16 protein-coding genes and 1 pseudogene are annotated in these 20,040 nt (G+C 67.7%); 15 read left to right on the top strand and 2 right to left on the bottom strand.

The features are described 5' to 3' along the window. Nucleotides 1-20 precede the first annotated feature (20 nt). The 12 genes from AC1DER_RS12360 (at nucleotide 21) to AC1DER_RS12415 (ending at nucleotide 13,687) form a co-directional block, all read left to right on the top strand. Entirely contained in the window at nucleotides 21-2,054 is a 2,034-nt protein-coding gene (locus AC1DER_RS12360) for a DUF3857 domain-containing transglutaminase family protein (protein WP_477245892.1), read from the top strand. Beyond that, nucleotides 2,051-4,327 carry a tetratricopeptide repeat protein gene (locus tag AC1DER_RS12365; protein ID WP_477245890.1) on the top strand — a complete coding sequence of 759 codons (2,277 nt, stop codon included), beginning with the start codon at nucleotides 2,051-2,053 and terminating at the stop codon, nucleotides 4,325-4,327. Before AC1DER_RS12360 ends, AC1DER_RS12365 begins: the two co-directional genes overlap by 4 nt. A gap of 118 nt (nucleotides 4,328-4,445) precedes the next feature. Then, a complete protein-coding gene (locus AC1DER_RS12370) occupies nucleotides 4,446-5,084 on the top strand; it encodes an HAD hydrolase-like protein (protein ID WP_477245887.1) in 639 nt (212 codons plus the stop codon). Nucleotides 5,085-5,273: 189 nt separating this feature from the next. Beyond that, a complete protein-coding gene (gene pyk, locus AC1DER_RS12375; RefSeq protein ID WP_441817086.1) occupies nucleotides 5,274-6,740 on the top strand; it encodes a pyruvate kinase in 1,467 nt (488 codons plus the stop codon). Between the two features lie 131 nt (nucleotides 6,741-6,871). After that, nucleotides 6,872-7,555 carry a hypothetical protein gene (locus AC1DER_RS12380; protein ID WP_477245885.1) on the top strand — a complete coding sequence of 228 codons (684 nt, stop codon included), beginning with the start codon at nucleotides 6,872-6,874 and terminating at the stop codon, nucleotides 7,553-7,555. 163 nt (nucleotides 7,556-7,718) lie between these two features. Further along, nucleotides 7,719-8,729: a class I fructose-bisphosphate aldolase gene (locus AC1DER_RS12385; protein ID WP_441817088.1), complete on the top strand. Its 1,011-nt coding sequence runs from the start codon at nucleotides 7,719-7,721 to the stop codon at nucleotides 8,727-8,729. A 283-nt stretch (nucleotides 8,730-9,012) separates the two neighbouring features. Continuing rightward, on the top strand, nucleotides 9,013-9,174 hold the full coding sequence (gene napE, locus AC1DER_RS12390) for a periplasmic nitrate reductase, NapE protein (protein ID WP_441817089.1): 162 nt from the start codon (nucleotides 9,013-9,015) through the stop codon (nucleotides 9,172-9,174). 1 nt (nucleotide 9,175) lies between these two features. Beyond that, nucleotides 9,176-9,673, top strand: coding sequence for a ferredoxin-type protein NapF (napF, locus tag AC1DER_RS12395; protein WP_477245882.1), 498 nt, complete (start codon nucleotides 9,176-9,178; stop codon nucleotides 9,671-9,673). Next, a complete protein-coding gene (locus AC1DER_RS12400; protein ID WP_477245880.1) occupies nucleotides 9,670-9,978 on the top strand; it encodes a chaperone NapD in 309 nt (102 codons plus the stop codon). Before napF ends, AC1DER_RS12400 begins: the two co-directional genes overlap by 4 nt. Then, nucleotides 9,975-12,467, top strand: a complete 2,493-nt coding sequence (napA, locus tag AC1DER_RS12405; protein ID WP_477245878.1) for a periplasmic nitrate reductase subunit alpha — start codon at nucleotides 9,975-9,977, stop codon at nucleotides 12,465-12,467. The genes AC1DER_RS12400 and napA overlap by 4 nt, the downstream gene beginning before the upstream one ends. Before the next feature lie 12 nt (nucleotides 12,468-12,479). Then, entirely contained in the window at nucleotides 12,480-13,088 is a 609-nt protein-coding gene (locus AC1DER_RS12410) for a nitrate reductase cytochrome c-type subunit (RefSeq protein ID WP_477245876.1), read from the top strand. After that, entirely contained in the window at nucleotides 13,088-13,687 is a 600-nt protein-coding gene (locus AC1DER_RS12415) for a NapC/NirT family cytochrome c (RefSeq protein ID WP_441817094.1), read from the top strand. Before AC1DER_RS12410 ends, AC1DER_RS12415 begins: the two co-directional genes overlap by 1 nt. 3 nt (nucleotides 13,688-13,690) lie before the next feature. Here the strand turns inward: AC1DER_RS12415 and AC1DER_RS12420 are convergent, their stop codons facing one another. Beyond that, entirely contained in the window at nucleotides 13,691-14,215 is a 525-nt protein-coding gene (locus tag AC1DER_RS12420) for an O-acetyl-ADP-ribose deacetylase (RefSeq protein ID WP_477245873.1), read from the bottom strand. A gap of 36 nt (nucleotides 14,216-14,251) precedes the next feature. Next, nucleotides 14,252-15,205 (bottom strand): cysteine synthase A, encoded by a 954-nt coding sequence (cysK, locus tag AC1DER_RS12425; protein ID WP_477245871.1) that lies wholly within the window; start codon nucleotides 15,203-15,205, stop codon nucleotides 14,252-14,254. Nucleotides 15,206-15,488: 283 nt separating this feature from the next. Here cysK and AC1DER_RS12430 point away from each other — a divergent pair, with 283 nt between their 5' ends. The 3 genes and pseudogenes from AC1DER_RS12430 to AC1DER_RS12440 all read left to right on the top strand — a co-directional run. Next, nucleotides 15,489-16,598, top strand: a complete 1,110-nt coding sequence (locus tag AC1DER_RS12430; RefSeq protein WP_441817097.1) for an efflux RND transporter periplasmic adaptor subunit — start codon at nucleotides 15,489-15,491, stop codon at nucleotides 16,596-16,598. A 3-nt stretch (nucleotides 16,599-16,601) separates the two neighbouring features. Then, the gene (locus AC1DER_RS12435; protein WP_477245869.1) at nucleotides 16,602-19,727 is read left to right on the top strand and encodes an efflux RND transporter permease subunit; all 3,126 of its coding nucleotides are present in this window, start codon (nucleotides 16,602-16,604) and stop codon (nucleotides 19,725-19,727) included. Nucleotides 19,728-19,783: 56 nt separating this feature from the next. Next, nucleotides 19,784-20,014: pseudogene (locus AC1DER_RS12440) on the top strand (GNAT family N-acetyltransferase); the annotation flags it as partial. Nucleotides 20,015-20,040 lie beyond the last annotated feature (26 nt).

Consider the following 20,040-nt stretch of genomic DNA (forward strand, 5'->3'; position numbering starts at 1 on the left):
GGGAAAACTGGGGGCGGTGGATGCGTATCGCATGGGTGGTGCTGGCCTGGCTGCTGGCCGGTTCGGTGTGCGCGGGTGAAGTGGAATACCAGCGCGGTGAATACCGCTTCAAGGTGGCCGACGCGCCAGCGTTCGTGCAGCGTCACGACGTGCCGGCGCGCTGGGACGCAGCCGCGCCCGGCGCCAGCGGTGCGCCATGGCGCTTCTGGCTGTACGACGTGCAGATCGACCACCGCAAGGGGCACGACGGGTTCTACGTCGATTACGTCTATGAGGCCAAGGCGGCATCGCTGCTCGGTGAAGCCGGCCGTTTCCAGATCCAGTTCAACCCGGGCTACCAGCAACTGACCATCCATCGCGTCGAACTGCGCCGTGGCGGCAAGTGGCAGCCGCGGCTGGCGCCGGAGCGGATCTCGCTGGCGCGGCGGGAAAGCGAGTTCGAGCAGGACCTGGCCGACGGCGAGGTCACCGCGCTGATCGTGCTCGACGACGTCCGCGTCGACGACGTGGTCCGCATCAACTACACCATCACCGGCAGCAATCCGGTGCTGGCCGGCAACACGGTCGACGCGATGAGTTTCGGCTGGCGCAGTCCGGTGCTTGATGCGCGCCTGCGCGCGGTCTACGACGGCGGCAGCGCACTCAACGTGCACCGCGAGAACAATGCTCCCGAAGGCGTCATCGCCCAGATCGATGGCCGGACCGAGGCGTTGTTCGTGCGGCACGGCATCCCGGCCTATGTCGACGAGGACAACTACCCGATCTGGTACCAGCCCTACCCGGTAGCCTCGGTGGCGCTCAAGCGCAACTGGAGCGACGTGGTGACCTGGGCGCTGCCGCTGTATCCGCGCGCCGTCCTGCCGGCCGACCTGGAAACGAAGATCGCTCAGTGGCGCAAGCTCGGCGATCCCTACGCGCAGGTGAAGGCGGCTTTGCGCACCGTGCAGGAGCAGGTGCGCTACTTCGGAGTCGAGATGGGCGAGAACTCGCACCGTCCGTCGCCGCCGGCCGACACCTGGACGCGCCGTTACGGCGACTGCAAGGACAAGGCCTACCTGCTGGTGACCGTGCTGGAGCGACTGGGCATCGACGCGTCGCCGGCGCTGGTGTCGACCACGCGTGGGCGCCGTATCGCCGACCTCACCCCGGCCGCATCGCTGTTCAATCATGTGATCGTGCGCGCCAGGGTCGGCGCCGACGTGCTCTGGATCGACCCGACCCTGACGGCCCAGGGCGGCGATCCTCGCGACAGCGACCAGAGCCAGTACGGCGTGGCGTTGCCGGTCGCCGCCGGCGTCACCGCGCCGCAGCCGATCGCTGCGCCCGCGAAAGCCGACGTCCAGATCGTGGTCAACGAGCATTTCGTGCCGAGCGTCGACGGTCGCGAAGTCATGCTGGACGTCGAGACCACCTACCAGGGTCGCACCGCCAACAATGCCCGTCGCCAGTTCGCCGGCCAGCGCATCGAGGAGGTGTCGCGACGCTATTCCGACTATTACCGCCAGCGCTTCGGCGAACTCACGGTGACCTCGCCGGCCGTGGTCCGCGATGATCTCGATCGCAACCGGATCACACTGGTGGAACGCTACCGCCTGGCTAATCCGTTCGACAACGAGGGCGGCGGCAAGGCGCTGAATGTCTATGCCGAGACGTTGTCGGCGCAGAGCGCGCTACCGCCGTCGATGTCGCGCAACGGCCCCTTGTACTTTGGCCAGCCGGTGCGGCTGCGCCATGAGATGCATGTCGACGTGCCCAAGGGCTGGAAGCCGTCGTTCCAGAACGAGGCCGCCAGTTATGCCTCGCCGGGGTTTGCCTATCGACGCGACATCAAGATCGACGATGGGCACGTCAACCTGACGTACGACATGAACGTGCTCACCAACGACATCAGCGCCGAGCAGGTCCCCGCGCACGTCGCCGAGTTGCGCAAGCTGCGCGACGACCTGTCGGCGCGCCTGCGCTTCCAGTTGCCGCTGGCGCAGCAGGCCGAGGATCGCGACCTGCGCCTGAAGTCCCTGCTCAAGTCCGTGATCGAGGAGACGCAGACGCCATGACCCGCCGACTTTCCCTGCACGTCACCTTGCAGCTTGCGCTTCTCGCGCTGGCTGCGCCCGCCGCCGCGGCTGGACCGGCGACGCCTGACTTCGACGCGGCCCAGGCCTGGCAGCAGTTCCTCGCCCGCGGCGAGTTCGAGCCGGCGACGAAGGCGTTCGACCTGATGGACACCGTTTCCTACGACGGTGAACACGTGGACGCGGCCGCCTGCACGCAACACCGCGACGTGGTCGCCAGTTCCGTCGCCGCCGCGCCGATCAGCATCGTAGTGCGGCGCATCGCTTACATGTGCGCGCAGGCCACCGGTGACGATGCTGCCGCCGAGCGCGAGATGACGGCATTGGCTGCGCTGTCGCGGTACGCCCTGGGCCAGGCGGGCGACCCCGGCACCAGCAAGCCGATCCGCGTGCTGGGAGCGTCCGATGCCACCGCGCTGGTGATGGCCAGCGGCATGGACGTGCTGTCGGTGACCTACGACTCGCCGCGGCCGGAACGCTATTTCCCGCTGGTGATCGTCGGCTGGGACGCCGAGGCCAAGGTTGAGCGCCACCTGACCTTCGACTACATCGACACCATGTACCAGATCTCCCGCAGCGAACCCGGCTACGGGTTTCCGGTGCTGCGCAACGGGCTGGTCGTCAACATGATCGACGGCGCCAGCAACGAGCCGTCCGCGCGCGATGTCACCGCCGTGCGCAAGTCGCGCGAGACCGACGACATCGATGAAAAACTGGAGGTCCTGCGCCCGGCCGCACGCGACGGTGGCCTGCGCTCGGCCTTCGAATGGGCCCAGGTGTGCGGCACCGCACCCACGACGGCGTGCGGCGAAGGCTTTGTCGATGCGCTGCTGCCGCGCGCCGAGCAGAAGCAGGCGCTGTCGATGGTGTTGCTCGCCTATGCGCACCTGCAGGGCCTGGGCGTGGCGCGCGACGAGGCCACGGCGTGGACGCTGCTGGATGCGGCCGATCGTCGCTGGCCCAACTACGGCGCCACCGCCGAGTTCACCCGCTTGTGGCTGCGGATGCACGAGGATCCCATTCCCGACGACGCCATGCCGCCTGCGCTGCAGAAGCGGCTGGATCGCGCCGCCGCGGAGGGCAACCGCTTCGCCCGTCGCGAGGCGCTGCGGCGCAAGGTGCTGTCGAAGGCCAAGCCGAAGCTGGACGCGGACGAGCTGGCGTTCCTCGCCGAACCGGCCGAGAACGGCAACGGCGCCGGCTTCGCGCTGCTCGCCGACTACTACGACCGCGAAGGCCAGCCGCAGCTGGAGCGGCAGTGGCAGGAGAAGTCGGCCGACGCCGGTACTGCGATGGCGCAGGCGACGTACGGTTCGGCCCTGATCTTTGGCGACGGCGCGCGCGACGCAGTGCGTGGCGAGCAGTACGTGGTGCTGGCTGCGCACGGCGGCGTGGTCTGGGCCATGCGCCACCGCGCCGAGCTCAGTCTTCGCGAAGGACAGTGGGCGCAGGCGGAAAAGTGGCTGTTGCCGGCTGCCTACATGGGCGACTTCGATGCCTTGTTCGATATCGCCGACCTGTATGCCCGGGACGAGCCGGGCCTCCAGGGCAATGCGGCCGATGCGGTGCGGATCCTCAAGGCGCTGGCCGACGGCAGCCAGGCCGGACGGGCGCGGGCGAGCCTGGCCGACATGGCCCTGGCCGGTCGCGGCATGAAGAAGGATCCGCAGCAGGCCCTGCAATGGCTGTTGCCTGTGGCCGAGAAGGGCGACCTGTACGCCCAGGCCCGTCTGGGCATGAGTTACCTGTGGGGCGACTTCGGCAAGGTCGACGAAGCCAAGGCGATGCGCTGGCTGAAAGCGCCGCTGGCCGCCAGGCAGCCGTGGGCCAGCACCTTCTACGGCAGCTGGCTCTTCCACCACAAGGGCAGCGCGCAGACGCGTGCGCAGGCGATCGTCCTGTGGCAGCAGGGCGCCGACGGCGGCATGACCAACGCGTACAACGAACTGGCATGGGCGGCCTGCACGTCGCCGTATCCGGACACGTTCAATCCGGCGATGGGCATGCAGGCCGTGGCGAAAATGGCCGAGCCGACCACCCTCGACCTGCCCGAACTCGACACGGTCGCTGCCTGTCACGCCGCTGCCGGCGATTTCAAGCGCGCGGTCGAGCTGCAGGCGCTGGCGCTGGAGCGCGCCGACGCGATGGCCGTCAAGTTGCCGGACTACAAGGAGATGGCCGACGGCTTCCGCGAGCGCCTGGCGCTGTACCGCGCCGATCGCCACTACGTGCAGGACGAGAAGAAGGCGCTGTAGGAAGCGCGAGTCGCCAAACCCGCGCCTTGTCCGGACCGGGTGCGTCGGGTCCAATGGCGGGCGGGTGGCTGCGGATGGCGCAGTTGCCCGTCCTCTCCCGACGGAAGTACCACGCATCATGGCAACCCTGTTTTTCGACATGGACGGCACGCTGATCGACTCGGCGGTCGGCATCACCCGTTGCGTCGAGTACGCGCTGACCCGCATGGGCCTGGCGGTTCCGCCACAACCGGAACTGCGGCGCTGGATTGGCCCGGCACTGCGCACCAGTTTCGGACCGCTGCTGGACGATCCGCAGCAGGTCGAGCAGGCCGTGCTGCATTACCGCGACCGCTTCGAAAGCCACGGCTGGGCCGAGCATGAGGTCTATGCCGGCATCGGCGAGACCATCGAAGCCCTGCACGCGGCCGGCCATCGCCTGGCCGTGGTCACCGCCAAGAACGAACCGCACGCGCGCAAGATCGCCGCCCACCTGCCGTTCGGCCATCGCTTCGACGACATCGTCGGCGCGACCCTGGATGGCCGCATCAGCCACAAGGACCAGCTGATCGGCGAGGCGCTGCGGCGCTTCGACGTGGCTGCCGGCGAGTGCTGGATGATCGGCGACCGGCGCATGGACATCGAAGGCGCGCGCCACCACGGCATGCGCAATGTCGGCGTGCTGTGGGGCTTTGGTGGCGAGAGCGAGCTGCGCGAGGCGGGGGCGTTGCACCTGGCCGATGCGCCGCGCGACTTGCAGGGGCTGCTGGTGGCCTGAAGGCGGCGGGGAGAGGGTTCGCGTCACCGCTGGTCTGCTTTTGCCCGGGTGATTGCAGACCACTTGGCCACATCCCCCACGGTATGGATGGCCCGCATCGCAATTGCATGCGTATTCAATTCGAATGAACGCACAGCTGTGCTAGCGTCGCCCGAATCAACGGAAACGCACCAGGCGAAGCAGCAATCGATGACGACCACACAGCGCCGCACCAAGATCCTCGCCACCCTCGGCCCGGCCACTGATCCGCCGGGCGTGCTCGATGCACTGCTCACCGCCGGCGTCGACGTGGTCCGGTTGAACTTCTCGCACGGCGATCCGTCCTCGCAGGTGGCCCGCGCCGAAGCCGTTCGCGAAGCCGCCAAGCGGGTCGGCGTCGAAGTGGGCATCCTCGCCGACCTGCCTGGTCCGAAGATCCGCATCGAGCGTTTCGCCGAGGGCAAGGTGCTGCTCAAGGCAGGCGACCGTTTCGACCTGGTGGCCAGCGCCAATCCGCCGCCGGGCAACCTGCGCGAAGTCGGCGTCAGCTACCTTGGCCTGCCCGATGACGTCCGCCCCGGCGACGTGCTGCTGCTCGACGACGGCCTGCTGCAGTTGCGCGTCGGTGCGATCGAGGGCGAGCGCATCATCACCACCGTCCTCAACGACGGTGCGCTGTCCGACCGCAAGGGTCTCAACAAGCAGGGCGGTGGCCTTTCGCTGGGCGCACTGACCGAACGCGACAAGGAGCTGATCCTGGTCGCGGCCGAACTCGGTGCCGACTTCATCGCGGTGTCGTTCTGCCGCAACGCCGAAGACATGAACGAGGCGCGTCGCATCGCCCGCGCCGCCGGCTGCGATGCCGCGCTGGTGTCGAAGATCGAGCGCGCCGAAGCGATCGAGAACCTGTCGGAGATCGTCGACGCCAGCGACGTGGTCATGGTCGCGCGCGGTGACCTGGGCGTGGAGATCGGTGATGCCGAACTGCCGGGCCTGCAGAAGAAGATCATCCGCGAGGCACTGGAGCGCAACCGCGTGGTGATCACCGCCACGCAGATGCTGCAGTCGATGGTCGACAGCCCGATCCCGACCCGCGCCGAAGTGCTCGACGTCGCCAACGCCGTGATCGACGGCACCGACGCGGTGATGCTGTCGCAGGAATCGGCTGCCGGCCGCTACCCGGTCAAGGCGGTCGAGGCGATGGCGCGCATCTGCCTGGGCGCCGAGCGCCAGTTCAATCGCGACACCGATTTCGAAGCCGCGCCGCGCAACCTCGAGCGTGCCGACCAGGCGATCGCCATGGCGACGATGTTCCTGTCCGAGCACATCGGCGTGCGCGCGATCGTGGCCATGACCGAATCCGGCGGCACCGCGCGCTTCCTCTCGCGCTTCCGCTCGCAGGTGCCGATTTTCGCGATGTCGCGCCATGACGGCGCGCGCCGGCGCATGACGATGATGCGCGACGTCGTCGCCTATGACTTCGACAGCCGTGGCCTGACCTCGCGCGATGCCGCCCGCAGCGCGATCAAGGCGCTGTTCAAGCAGGACCGGCTCAGTGTCGGCGACCGCGTCATATTCACCAGTGGCGACCACATGGAGCAGCACGGCGCGACCAACACGCTGCGCCTGTTGCAGGTCGGCGCCGACGGCACCGCCGAGGGCCTGGGCGAGCTCTAGTCCGCGTTCGTTGCAGGCGCCGGCTCGTCGGCGCCTGCCAGCTGGGAGACGGTGGCGCGAAGGCGGCGTGATGGCCGCCGATTCATGGCCGGCGCGTTGGCGATAGCAATCCCTCCCCACAGGGAAGTGCCGTGCCAACAGCCAGAGCCGGGCTTGCCACGATGGCATTGTTTGCCGCCTGCATGGCGTTGTCTGCCTGCACCACCGTCGGCATGCACACGCAGGAGCGCTTCACCACCCGGTACGGTCCGCCGGTGCAGCTGCGCGTGTGCGTGCTGCGCACGGCCGATGTCAGCCAGCAGCGTGTCGACAAGCTCATCGCCGACGTCAACCAGGAATTCGCGCCGTACGGCATCGAGGTGGTGGTGCCCTGGGTGCGGTCGTGGACGCGTGCCGGCTTCGCCCATCGCAGCCTGTTCGATGACGTCATCTCGCACGAACTCGAAGCGCCCTGCGATCGCCTGGTCGCATTCGTCGACCGCAATGCCGGCGATTTCCTCTGGGGCCTGCTGATGCCGGAAGTGCTGGGGAGCGTCGACGACCCGACCCACACCCGCGGCTACGTGGTCGCCACCCAGGTGTCGCTCAACCAGGTGTTCACGCCGCCGGGCAAGGCCACCGTGCACGAGTTCTACCACCTGCTCGGGTGCCCGCACGCAGGCGAGCTGACGGCCTGCTATGCGCAGATCGCCGCGCTCAAGCGCAGCATCGATCCGGCCGCGGATTTCTTCCCGGGCGTGGACGAGTACGGCCAGCCGCTGAAGACCCGCGACGCTGCCAATCGCGCCATGCACCAGGCGATCGCCGGGCAGTGATGCGGGTCAGTGATGCCGGTGCAGCCGCGGGCCGCCCAAAGTGGTATTGGATCGGAGGGTGCCGGCGACGCAAGTTATTGATTCGTGGTCGACTTGGCCGGGCGGAGGCGGGCGGCTGCCGCTATAATGCCGGGCTTCCCACCCCGCTCCCGCAGGACGTCCAATGAGCATCGAACAGCTTGCCGAAACCGCCCAGGCCATGGTGGCCCCGGGCAAGGGCATCATCGCCATCGATGAGTCCACCAGCACCATTGCCAAGCGCTTCGCCGGCGTCGGCATCGAGAACACCGAAGAGAACCGCCGCGCCTACCGCGAACTCCTGCTGGCCACGCCCAAGCTGAGCGATTACATCTCCGGTGCGATCCTGTTCGACGAGACCATCCGTCAGTCGACCAGGAGCGGCGTTCCGTTTGCCAAGTACATGTCCGACAACGGCATGATCCCGGGCATCAAGGTCGACAAGGGCACCTACGCGCTGGCCGGTTTCCCGGGCGAAGTGGTGACCGAGGGACTGGACGGTCTGCGTGCGCGCCTGGAGGAGTACTACAAGCTCGGCGCGCGTTTCGCCAAGTGGCGCGCGGTGATCAACATCAGCGACGATTCGCCGTCGGGCACCTGCATCGACACCAATGCGCACGCGCTGGCGCGCTATGCGGCGCTGTGCCAGGAGCAGGGCCTGGTGCCGATGGTCGAGCCGGAAGTGATCATGGACGGTTCGCACGACATCGAGACCTGCTTCGAGGTCACCGAGGTCACGCTGCGTTCGCTGTTCGCTTCGCTGTACGAGCACAACGTGATGCTCGAGGGCACCATCCTCAAGGCATCCATGGTCCTGCCGGGCACCACCAGCGGCGAGAAAGCCAGTGTCGAGGACGTCGCCGCGGCCACGCTGCAGTGCCTGAAGTCGACCGTGCCGGCGACGCTGCCGGGCATCGTGTTCCTGTCCGGTGGCCAGGCCGACGAGGACGCGACCGCGCACCTCAACGCGATGAACCAGATGGGCCCCAATCCGTGGCCGCTGTCGTTCTCCTACGGTCGTGCGATGCAGCAGGCAGCGCTGAAGCTGTGGTCGCAGGACCTGGTCAACAACTTCGCCAAGGCCCAGCAGACGGTGTACGAGCGCGCTCGCGACAACGGCCTGGCTGCGCTTGGGCAGTGGAAGCAGGCTGCGTAAGCGTCCTTCCGAATCAGCACAAGAGCCGGCCTTGCGCCGGCTTTTTTGTTTGTGGGCCGAAAACGCCCATCCGGGAACCGCCACGCCGACCACGCCGCCCATCCGAAAGCCGACATTGCGCGCAACGCTTCGTTAACACGACGCGTTAACACCCCGTGGCGTACCACTGACGCCGGCCTTGAGCTGGTGTCGTGCGGTCTGGTTTGAGCTGGATCAAGGTAGCGGTTGGGGTGGGGCGTCATCCTCCCTGCGGACGGAACGGATCTTCGGACGGAGCCAGCCAATGGGCCAGCCAGACGACACGGTCATCAGGCGCCGCGAGCGGATCGCGTTCCTGCTGCTCACTGCGGTCGTATTCCCGCTGCTGACGGTGATGTTCGTCGGTGGCTACGGTTTCGTGGTCTGGATCTGGCAGATGTTCGCCGGTCCGCCGAGCGGTCACTGACGTGTCCGCCGTTCCCGATCGTTCGCGTCGCGCGCTGTTGCTTGGACGGCAGGCCGCACGCACGCCGTTGCGGCCGCCATGGGCCCTGGCCGAATCCGAATTCGTTGATGCCTGTACCGGTTGTGGCGCCTGCGTCGAGCGCTGCCCCGAGCAGGTGCTGGTGCGTGGCGCAGGGGCTTACGCGGTGTTCGATCCGCGCCTGGGCGAGTGCACGTTCTGCGGCGACTGTGTCGATGCGTGTGCGCCGAATGCGCTCGACCGCGACGTCGCCGCCATGCCATGGCACACGCTCGCGGTGGCCGGCGATGCCTGCCTGCCGCGGCATGGCGTGGTCTGTTCGAGTTGTCGCGATGCCTGCCCGGAGCGGGCGATCGCGTTCCCGCTGTCGACTTCCGTGCCGACGCCCGTCGTCGACGCCGCGCGCTGCAATGGCTGCGGGGCGTGCGTGGGTGTATGCCCGGTCGAGGCGATGGCCATCAGCCATCTGGAGCAGGCATGAGCAGCGACAGCGCAGCCAACGACGTGCATATCGCCAGTTTCGTTGTTCAGCATCGCAGCGAAGCCGCGTCGGCGCTGGCCACCTGGATCGCCGCCAGCGACGACATGGAGCTGGCGCGCAGCGAGGGCACGCGCAGCATCGTGCTGTGCGAATGCGCCGACCAGTACGGCCTGCTCGATCGAATCGAGGCGCTGCGCGCCGTGCCAGGCGTGCTCAATGTCCTGCTGGTCTATCACCACGCCGAACCGGGCGAGGCGCTCGATATGCCCATGCCCACGCAACCAGTCACCGGAGCCGCGCCATGACCACCCGCCGCGAGTTCATCCGCAACAGCGCAGTCACCACCGCCGCGGCCGCCGCCGGCATGTCGTTGCCCGGCGGCGCGGCCAACATCGTCACCGAAGGCGACCTGACCGCGCTGAAGTGGGACAAGGCGCCATGCCGCTTCTGCGGCACCGGCTGTGGCGTCAACGTCGCCGTCAAGGGCGGTCGCGTGGTCGCCACCCACGGCGATGTCCATGCCGAGGTCAACCGCGGCATCAACTGCATCAAGGGCTATTTCCTGTCGAAGATCATGTACGGCAGCGATCGCCTGACCAAGCCGCTGCTGCGCAAGAAGGACGGCGTCTACGCGAAGGAAGGCGACTTCGTCGAAGTCGAATGGGACGAGGCCTTCGACGTCATGGCCGCGCAGTTCAAGCGCGTGCTCAAGGCCAAGGGCGGCGACGCGATCGGCATGTTCGGTTCCGGCCAGTGGACGATCTTCGAGGGCTACGCCGCCAACAAGCTGATGAAGGCCGGTTTCCGCAGCAATCACATCGATCCCAACGCGCGCCATTGCATGGCCTCGGCGGTGATGGGCTTCATGCGCACCTTCGGCATGGACGAGCCGATGGGCTGCTACGACGACTTCGAGGCGGCCGACGCATTCGTGCTGTGGGGTTCGAACATGGCCGAGATGCACCCGATCCTGTGGACGCGGGTGACCGATCGCCGCCTGACCAACCCCAACGTCAAGGTCGCCGTGCTGTCCACCTTCGAGCACCGCAGCTTCGAGCTGGCCGACATCCCGATCGTGTTCAAGCCGCAGACCGACCTGGTCATCCTCAACTACATCGCCAACCACATCATCAAGAGCGGCAAGGTCAACAAGGACTTCGTCGACAAGCACACCAGCTTCAAGCAGGGCAACGACGACATCGGCTACGGGCTGCGCCCGGAACACCCGCTGGAGATGAAGGCGAAGAACGCCAAGGATGCCGGCGGCGGCAAGGTGATCGACTTCGACCAGTTCGCCGCGTTCGTGGCCCCGTACACGCTGGAGAAGACGGTCGAGATGACCGGCGTGGAGGCCGGCTGGCTGCAGAAGCTGGCCGAGCTGTACGCCGACCCGAAGATCAAGGTCACCTCGTTCTGGACCATGGGCTTCAACCAGCACACGCGCGGCGTGTGGGCCAACAACATGGTCTACAACCTGCACCTGCTGACCGGCAAGATCGCCACGCCCGGCAACAGCCCGTTCTCGCTGACCGGTCAGCCTTCGGCCTGCGGAACAGCGCGCGAGGTCGGCACGTTCAGCCATCGCTTGCCGGCCGACATGGTGGTGACCAATCCCGAGCACCGCAAGCACGCCGAGGAGATCTGGAAGATCCCGCACGGCATCATCAAGGCCAAGCCGGGCTACCACGCCGTCGAGCAGAACCGTGCGCTCAAGGACGGCAAGCTCAACGCCTACTGGGTCCAGGTCAACAACAACATGCAGGCGGCGGCCAACCTGCGCGAGGAAGGCTGGCCGGGCTACCGCAACCCGGAAAACTTCATCGTCGTGTCCGACGCCTATCCCACCGTGACCGCGCAGGCCGCCGACCTCGTGCTGCCGGCGGCGATGTGGGTGGAGAAGGAGGGCGCCTATGGCAACGCCGAGCGTCGCACCCAGTTCTGGCACCAGTTGGTGAATGCGCCGGCGCAGGCGCGATCGGACCTGTGGCAGCTGATGGAATTCTCCAAGCGCTTCACCACCGACGAGTGCTGGCCGGCCGATCTGCTGGCCGCCAATCCCGGGTTCAAGGGCAAGACGCTGTACGACGTGCTGTTCCGCAACGGCAACGTCGACAAGTTCCCGCTGGCCGACATCGAGAAGGGCTACGCCAACGACGAGTCCACTCACTTTGGCTTCTACGTGCAGAAGGGCCTGTTCGAGGAGTACGCCACGTTCGGCCGCGGTCATGGCCACGACCTGGCGCCGTTCGACGACTATCACCGCACGCGCGGGCTGCGCTGGCCGGTGGTCGATGGCAAGGAGACGCGCTGGCGCTACCGCGAGGGCGCGGACCCCTACGTCAAGGCCGGCACCGGCTACCAGTTCTACGGCAATCCCGACGGGCGCGCGGTGATCTGGGCGTTGCCGTACGAGCCGCCGGCCGAGTCGCCGGACAAGGAATACGACATGTGGCTGGTCACCGGGCGCGTGCTCGAGCACTGGCATTCGGGTTCGATGACGATGCGCGTGCCGGAGCTGTACCGCAGCTTCCCCAGCGCGGTGATCTTCATGAACCCCGACGACGCCAAGGCGCGCGGGCTCAAGCGCGGCGACGACGTTCGCGTGGTGTCGCGGCGCGGCGAGATGCGTACCCGCGTGGAGACGCGTGGCCGCAACCGGATGCCGCCCGGGGTGGTGTTCGTGCCGTGGTTCGATGCCGGGCAACTGATCAACAAGGTCACGCTCGACGCCACCGATCCGATCTCCAAGCAGACCGACTTCAAGAAGTGCGCGGTCAAGGTCCTGGGCGCCTAGGAGGGAATGGCCATGCGCAACAAGCCTTTGTTGATCGCTGCCGGAATGACTGTCGCGGTGATGGCGATCATATTCTTCGCCGGCTGGCTGTTCGGGCGGATGGTCGCCCGGCATGACCGCGCCGGCGAAGCGCAGGTGGCGGCAGCGCCGGCGCAGCCGGCCGAGTCGGCCGGATCGGTAATGGGCCGTACCGGTTCGCGCCAGCTGGACGCATTGCGTCGCGGCGTGCCCGTGGACCAGGAGGCGGTGCCGGTGCCGATGGCGCGGGTGGAGAATGTCGACCGAAAGCGCGAGCGTGCCTACCCGATGCAGCCGCCGACAATCCCGCACGCCATCGACGGTTACCAGATCGACAAGAACAGCAATCGCTGCATGCTCTGCCATGCCCGCGCCAACGCCGAGAAGTTCCAGGCGCCGCCGGTCAGCGTGACCCACTACATGGACCGCGACGACCAGTTCCTGGCATCGATCTCGTCGCGACGCTACTTCTGCAACCAGTGCCACGTCGTCCAGACCGACGCGCCGGAGCTGGTGGGCAACACCTTCGAGGACATCGACAAGGTGCTGGCGGCCGCCGAATCCGGCCAGGCCGGCGCCACCTCCGCCCGGGAGAGCAAGTGATGCTGCGGCGCTGGCTGGAAGCGCTCAGGCCCTACTGGCGCACGCTGCGCTCACCCAGCGTGCACTACAGCCTGGGCTTCCTGGTGGCGGCGGGATTCGTCGCCGGGATCATGTTCTGGGGCGGCTTCAACACCGCCCTGGAAGCGACCAACACCGAGAAGTTCTGCACCGGCTGCCACGAGATGCACGACAACGTGTTCCAGGAGCTGAAGACGACCATCCACTACAGCAACCGTTCCGGCGTGCGCGCAACCTGCCCGGACTGCCACGTGCCGCATCAATGGACCGACAAGATCGCGCGCAAGATGCAGGCGTCGAAGGAGGTGTGGGGAAAGGTGTTCGGCACGATAGATACGCGCGAGAAATTCCTCGATCACCGCCTCGAGCTGGCGATGCACGAATGGGCGCGCCTGAAGGCCAACGACTCGCTGGAGTGCCGCAATTGCCACGACTACGACTCGATGGACCTGACCCGGCAGGGATCGCGCGCATCGCAGATCCACAAGCGCTGGCTCGGCACGGGCGAGAAGACCTGCATCGATTGCCACAAGGGCGTGGCGCATCACCTGCCGGACATGGCCGGCATCCCGCAGGGTTGAGCGTCAGATCGAGTCCAGCATCGCGCGATAGCGCTGTGCCATCTCGTTGCCGAAGCAGGCGAACGTGACCGCGACCGGTTGCTTGTGCGCGGCCTGCCACTGATCCACCGCCGACACCGCCAGCGGCACCGCCAGTTCCGGCGGATAGCCGTACACGCCGCAACTGATCGCGGGGAACGTGATCGACTCGGCGCCGTGCTGCATCGCCAGCTCCAGGCTGTTGCGATAGCAGGCGGCGAGCAATGCCGGCTCGCCGGCGTTGCCGCCGTGCCAGACCGGGCCGACGGTGTGGATCACGTGGCGCGCGGGAAGGCGATGGCCAGCGGTGATGCGCGCCTCGCCGGTCGGGCAGCGCACGCCGGGCCGGACCTGCGGCAGCGCCCGGCACTCCTCGAGCAGGCCCGGGCCGGCAGCACGATGGATCGCGCCGTCGACACCGCCGCCTCCCAGCAGCGCTTCATTGGCGGCGTTGACGATGGCGTCGACCGCCAGGATCGTGATGTCGCCTTCGAACACGCGCATGGTCATGGCTGAGCGCCTCCACCGGGCCGTGAGGGCGGCGGCCTACAACGCCGCCAGCCACTCGTCGTCGGAGCCCTCGTTCACGCCTTCGAACAGGAACGTGCTGAGGTAACGCTCGCCGGTGTCGGGCAGCATCGCCAGGATCACCGCGCCCTTGTCGGCATTGCGCGCCACTTCCAGCGCCGCCGCCACGGTGGCGCCGGCGGAGATGCCGACGAAGATGCCTTCCTCGCTGGCCAGGCGTCGCGCGGTATCGCGCGCAAGCACGTCGTCGATGGGCAGGATCGCATCGGCCACATCGCGGTTGAGCACCTCGGGAACGAAGTCCGGCGTCCAGCCCTGGATCTTGTGCGGCTGCCATTCCTTGCCCGAGAGCAGCGCCGCACCCGCCGGCTCGCAGGCGGTCACGCGCACTTCCGGGCGGGCGACCTTGAGCACTTCGCCGACCCCGGTGAGGGTGCCGCCGGTGCCCCAGCCGGTGACGAAATGATCGAGCCGGCGCCCGGCGAAGTCGCGCAGGATCTCGGCCGCGGTGGTCTGGCGGTGGTAGGCCGGGTTGGCCGGGTTCTGGAACTGGCGGGCGAGGAACCAGCCGTGCTGCCTGGCCAGCTCTTCGGCGCGACGGACCATGCCGCTGCCGCGTTCGGCCGCCGGGGTCAGGATGACCTTGGCGCCGAAGGCGCGCATCAGCTTGCGCCGTTCCATCGAGAAAGTTTCCGACATGGTCGCGACGAACTTGTAGCCGCGGGCCGCGCAGACCATCGCCAGTGCCACGCCGGTGTTGCCCGACGTGGCTTCGACCACGGTGTCGCCCGGCTTGAGCAGGCCGCGCGCTTCGGCATCGAGGATGATCGCCAGGGCGAGGCGGTCCTTGACCGATCCGCCGGGATTGAACGCTTCGACCTTCGCGTACAGGGTCACGTGGGCCGGCGCCAGGCGGTGCAGGCGTACGACCGGGGTGTGGCCGATTGTGTCGAGGATGCTGTCGTGGATCATTTTCGACTCCTGGCAGGGGTGGGAAGTCGTGCGGGCCGCCGCTGGACGGGGCCGGGAGCCCAGGCAGCCATGGGAGCCATGGGAGCCCTGGGTCGCCGATGTGTGATCGCCGGCGCAGAGTGCCACAGTCGCGCTGGCCGTTGCAGACCGCCTGGCGCGGCCACGAAGCGCGGCCAGGGCTGTGCCCAGTGTGTTGTCAACCAATGGCCTACGCAGACGTTAACCCTGGACCGCTAGAATCCAATGGTTTGGGCACACCGGTGCCCCATGTTCAGAGAGCCGCATGCGACTTACCCCGGGTTTCCAGGCCAGCTGTCTGCTGGTTTTCGCCTTCGCGCTGGCCGCGTGCGGCAGCAATGACGCCAAGCAGCACGACGGCGGCGGCGATCGGCCGATCCCGGTCACCACCCAGCAGGTGAGCATGCAGCCGTGGAGCGACACCGTGATGGCCCTCGGCAACGTCAAGGCGCGCGAGTCGATCACCGTCACGGCCAAGGTCAGCGAGACCGTCGAACAGGTGCACTTCAACAGCGGCGACAGCGTGGCCGCCGGCGCGCCGCTGATCACCCTGACCGGGCGCCAGCAACAGGCCGCCCTGGCCCAGGCCGAAGCCGCGGCCAATGAATCCGAGCAGCTGTACAAGCGCCAGACCGAACTGGACACACAGCAGCTCATCGCACGCTCGACCCTCGACACCCAGCGCGCCGCCCGCGACGTCGCCCGCGCCCGCGTCGCGCAGATGCGCGCCGACATCGGCGACCGCGTGATCCGCGCCCCGTTCAGCGGCGTGCTCGGCATCCGCCAGGTCAGCCCGGGCGCGCTGGTCACCCCCGGCACGCCGATCGCCACGCTCGACGACACCGCGCGCGTCTACGTCGACTTCCCGGTGCAGGAGGCCTTGCTGGCCAGCCTCGCCGTCGGCCAGAACGTCAGCGGCACCAGCACCGCCTACCCGGGCCGTCATTTCGAAGGCGTGGTGAGCACGGTCGATGCGCGCGTCGACGAGGCCACCCGCGCCGTCACTGTCCGCGCCGACTTCGCCAACGACGGCCGCGAACTGCGTCCGGGCATGCTGCTGCAGATGACGCTCGTGCGGCCGGAGCGGCAGGCACTGCTGGTGCCGGAGATCTCGATCGTGCAGGTCGGCACCGACAGCTTCGTCTACCGGGTCAAGGCCGACGCGTCGGTCGAACGCGCCGACGTCAAGGTCGGCAGCCGCCGCGACGGAAAGGCCGAGGTCGTGCAGGGGCTGAAGGTTGGCGACCGCATCGTCGTCGACGGCACCGGCAAGTTGCGCATCGGCAGCAAGATCTCCGACATCAGCACCGACACCGGAGCAGACAGAAAATCCGGGCAGACGGCCGAGCTGGTCACGCCTGCCAGCCGGGGCTGAGCCATGAACCTGTCCGATCTGTCCATCCGCCGTCCCGTGTTCGCCACGGTGATGAGCCTGCTGCTCATCGTGCTCGGCGTGATGGCGTTCTCGCGCCTGACATTGCGCGAACTGCCGGCGATCGACCCGCCGATCGTGTCGGTCGACGTCAACTACCCCGGCGCCTCGGCGGCGGTGGTGGAAACCCGCATCACCCAGATCCTCGAGGACGCGCTGGCCGGCATCGAGGGCATCGAGACCATCGAGTCGCGCAGCATCAACGGCCGCGCTTCCATCAGCATCGAGTTCACCCTGTCGCGCGAGATCGAGGCGGCCGCCAACGACGTGCGCGATGCCGTCAGCCGCGTCAGCAACCGCATGCCCGACGAAGCCGACCCGCCGCAGATCGAGAAGGTCGAGGCCGACGCCGATCCGATCCTCTGGCTCAACATGAGCTCGACGAAGATGGACACGCTGCAGCTGTCCGACTACGCCGAGCGCTACGTGGTCGACCGGCTGTCATCGGTCGACGGCGTCGCCCAGGTGCGCATCGGCGGCCAGCAGCGCTACGCGATGCGCGTGTGGATCGATCGCGACGCGCTCGCCGCGCGCGGCATCACCGTCAACGATGTCGAGAACGCGCTGCAGGCCGAGAACGTCGAGCTGCCGGCCGGCCGCATCGAGTCCAATTCCCGCGACTTCACCCTGCGCGTGGCGCGCAGCTACCAGAAGCCCGAGGACTTCGCCCAGATCCCGCTGGCCAAGGGCGCCGACGGCTACGTCGTGCGACTGGGCGACGTGGCCAGGATCGAACTGGCCTCGGCCGAGCGCCGCGCCTACTACCGTAGCAACGGCGAACCCAACATCGGCCTTGGCATCGTCAAGACCTCCACCGCCAACAGCCTCGATGTCGCCCGCGCCGTTCGCGCCGAGGCCGAGCAGGTGCAGAAGACGCTGCCGCAGGGCACCAGCATCTTCGTCGCCTTCGACACCACGGTGTTCATCGAATCGGCGGTCGAGCGCGTCTACCACACCCTGGCGGAAGCCATCATCCTGGTGCTGCTGGTGATCTGGCTGTTCCTGGGCAGCATCCGCGCGGCGCTGATTCCGGCCGTGACGGTGCCGGTGTGCCTGATCGCCGCGTTCATACCGCTGTATCTGTTCGGCTTCTCGATCAACCTGCTGACCCTGCTGGCGCTGGTGCTGTGCATCGGCCTGGTGGTCGACGATGCGATCGTGGTGCTGGAGAACATCCAGCGCCGCATCGACCTGGGCGAACCGCGCCTGGTCGCGGCCAAGCGCGGCACCAAGCAGGTCGCTTTTGCGGTGATCGCGACCACCGCGGTGCTGGTGGCGGTGTTCCTGCCGGTCGGCTTCATGGAAGGCAACACCGGCCGCCTGTTCCGCGAACTGTCGGTGGCGCTGGCCGGCGCTGTGGCCTTGTCGGCCTTCGTCGCCCTGACGCTGACGCCGATGATGTCGTCCAAGCTGGTGCGGCCGCACAACCAGGAGAAATCCAACTTTGTAAACCGCTGGGTCAATGCGCGCCTGGACGGCATCGGCAAGCGCTACCGGCGTTTCCTCGACCACAGCGTGGACCACCCGTGGGTATTCGGCGGCGTGATGGTTCTGGCGATCGTGATGAGCCTGGTGCTGTTCAAACTGGTGCCGTCGGAACTGGCGCCGCCCGAAGACCGCGGCTTCTTTTCGATCAGCGTGCTGGGCCCGGAAGGCGCCGGCTTCGACTACACGGTCGCGCAGGTCCAGCAGGTCGAGAAGATCGTCGCCGCGCACACCGGCAAGGACGGCGTGATCCAGCGGTACAACCCGCGCGTGCCGGGCGGCTTCGGCGCGAGCGAGGAGATGCACACCGGCCGCGTCTCGGTGTTCCTCAAGGACTGGAAAGAGCGGAGTGTCGATACCGCGGACGTTGCCAAGCAATTGCAGGGTGAGCTCGCCGGCCTGCCGGGCGTTCGGGCGATGCCGCAGGTCAGTGGCGGGCTGGTGCGAAGCCGCGGCCAGCCGATCAGTATCGTGCTCGGCGGCCCCGAATACGCCGAGCTGGCGCAGTGGCGCGACAAGCTGCTGGCGAAGATGGAACAGAACCCGGGCTTCTTCTCCACCGACTCGGACTACAAGGAAACGCGCCCGCAGATGCGCGTGGAGATCGACCGCCAGCGCGCCGCCGACCTCGGCGTGCCGGTGACCGACATCGGCCATGCCCTGGAGACGATGATGGGCAGCCGTCGCGTCACCACCTTCGTGCAGAACGGCGAGGAGTACGACGTCATCGTCCAGTCCGACCGCGAGCTGCGCGCGTCGCCGGCCGACCTGGAAGCGATCCAGGTGCGGGCACGCGATGGCGCGCTGATCCCGCTGTCTAACCTGGTGACGCTGCGCGAGCTGGCCGAGCCGGGCAGCCTCAACCGCTTCAACCGCCTGCGCGCGATCACCATCAGTGCCGGCCTGACGCCGGGCTACCGCATGGGCGAAGCCATGCAGTGGCTGGAAAAGACAGTGCAGGAAGAACTGCCCGACCACGCCCAGATCGACTGGAAGGGCGAGTCGCGCGAGTACCTCAAGGCCGGCGGCGCAGTGCTGCTGACCTTCACCCTGGCGCTGCTGATCGTCTACCTGGTGCTGGCGGCGCAGTTCGAGAGCTTCATCCATCCGTTCGTGATCATGCTGACGGTGCCGCTGGGCGTGCTCGGTGCATTGATCGGCCTGGCGTTGACGGGTGGCACGCTCAATCTGTTCAGCCAGATCGGCATCGTGATGCTGGTGGGCCTGGCGGCGAAGAACGGCATCCTGATCGTCGAGTTCGCCAACCAGTTGCGCGATGAAGGTCGCAGCATCCACCAGGCGATCGTCGAGGCCTCGGCAGTGCGCCTGCGCCCGATCCTGATGACGTCCATCGCCACCGTGGTGGGTGCGGTGCCGCTGGTGGTGGCGGGCGGTCCGGGTTCGGCCAGCCGCGCGACGATCGGTATCGTGGTGATCTTCGGCGTGTCGTTCTCGACGCTGCTGTCGCTGTTCGTGGTGCCGGCGTTCTACGTGCTGCTGGCCAGGTACACGAAGTCGCCCGAAGCGGTGTCGCAGGAACTGGAGAAGCTGGAGGCACAGACGCCTTCGGTCGGCGGGCACGCCTGACCGGCCGCAAAGCGGCCAGGGAGAGGGGCGCCGCAGCGATCGGTTACCCTTGCCTCATGCCCAACCTGCTCCGCCAGCACGACCTCCAAGAAGTGCGCCTGGCCGGCGACGGCTTCGCGTTGCGGCCATGGCGCCCGGATGACCTCGATGACCTGCTGGCGCACGCAAACGACGAGCGCGTCGTGCGTGGCCTCAGCGACCGGTTCCCGCATCCATACACGCGCGTGGACGGCGAACGGTTCCTCGCCGGCCAGGTCGTCGACCTGACCGACCCGGTGTTCGCGATCGCTCGACAGCAACCCCGCGTCGACCT

Source organism: Lysobacter sp. 05T417 (assembly GCF_056396405.1).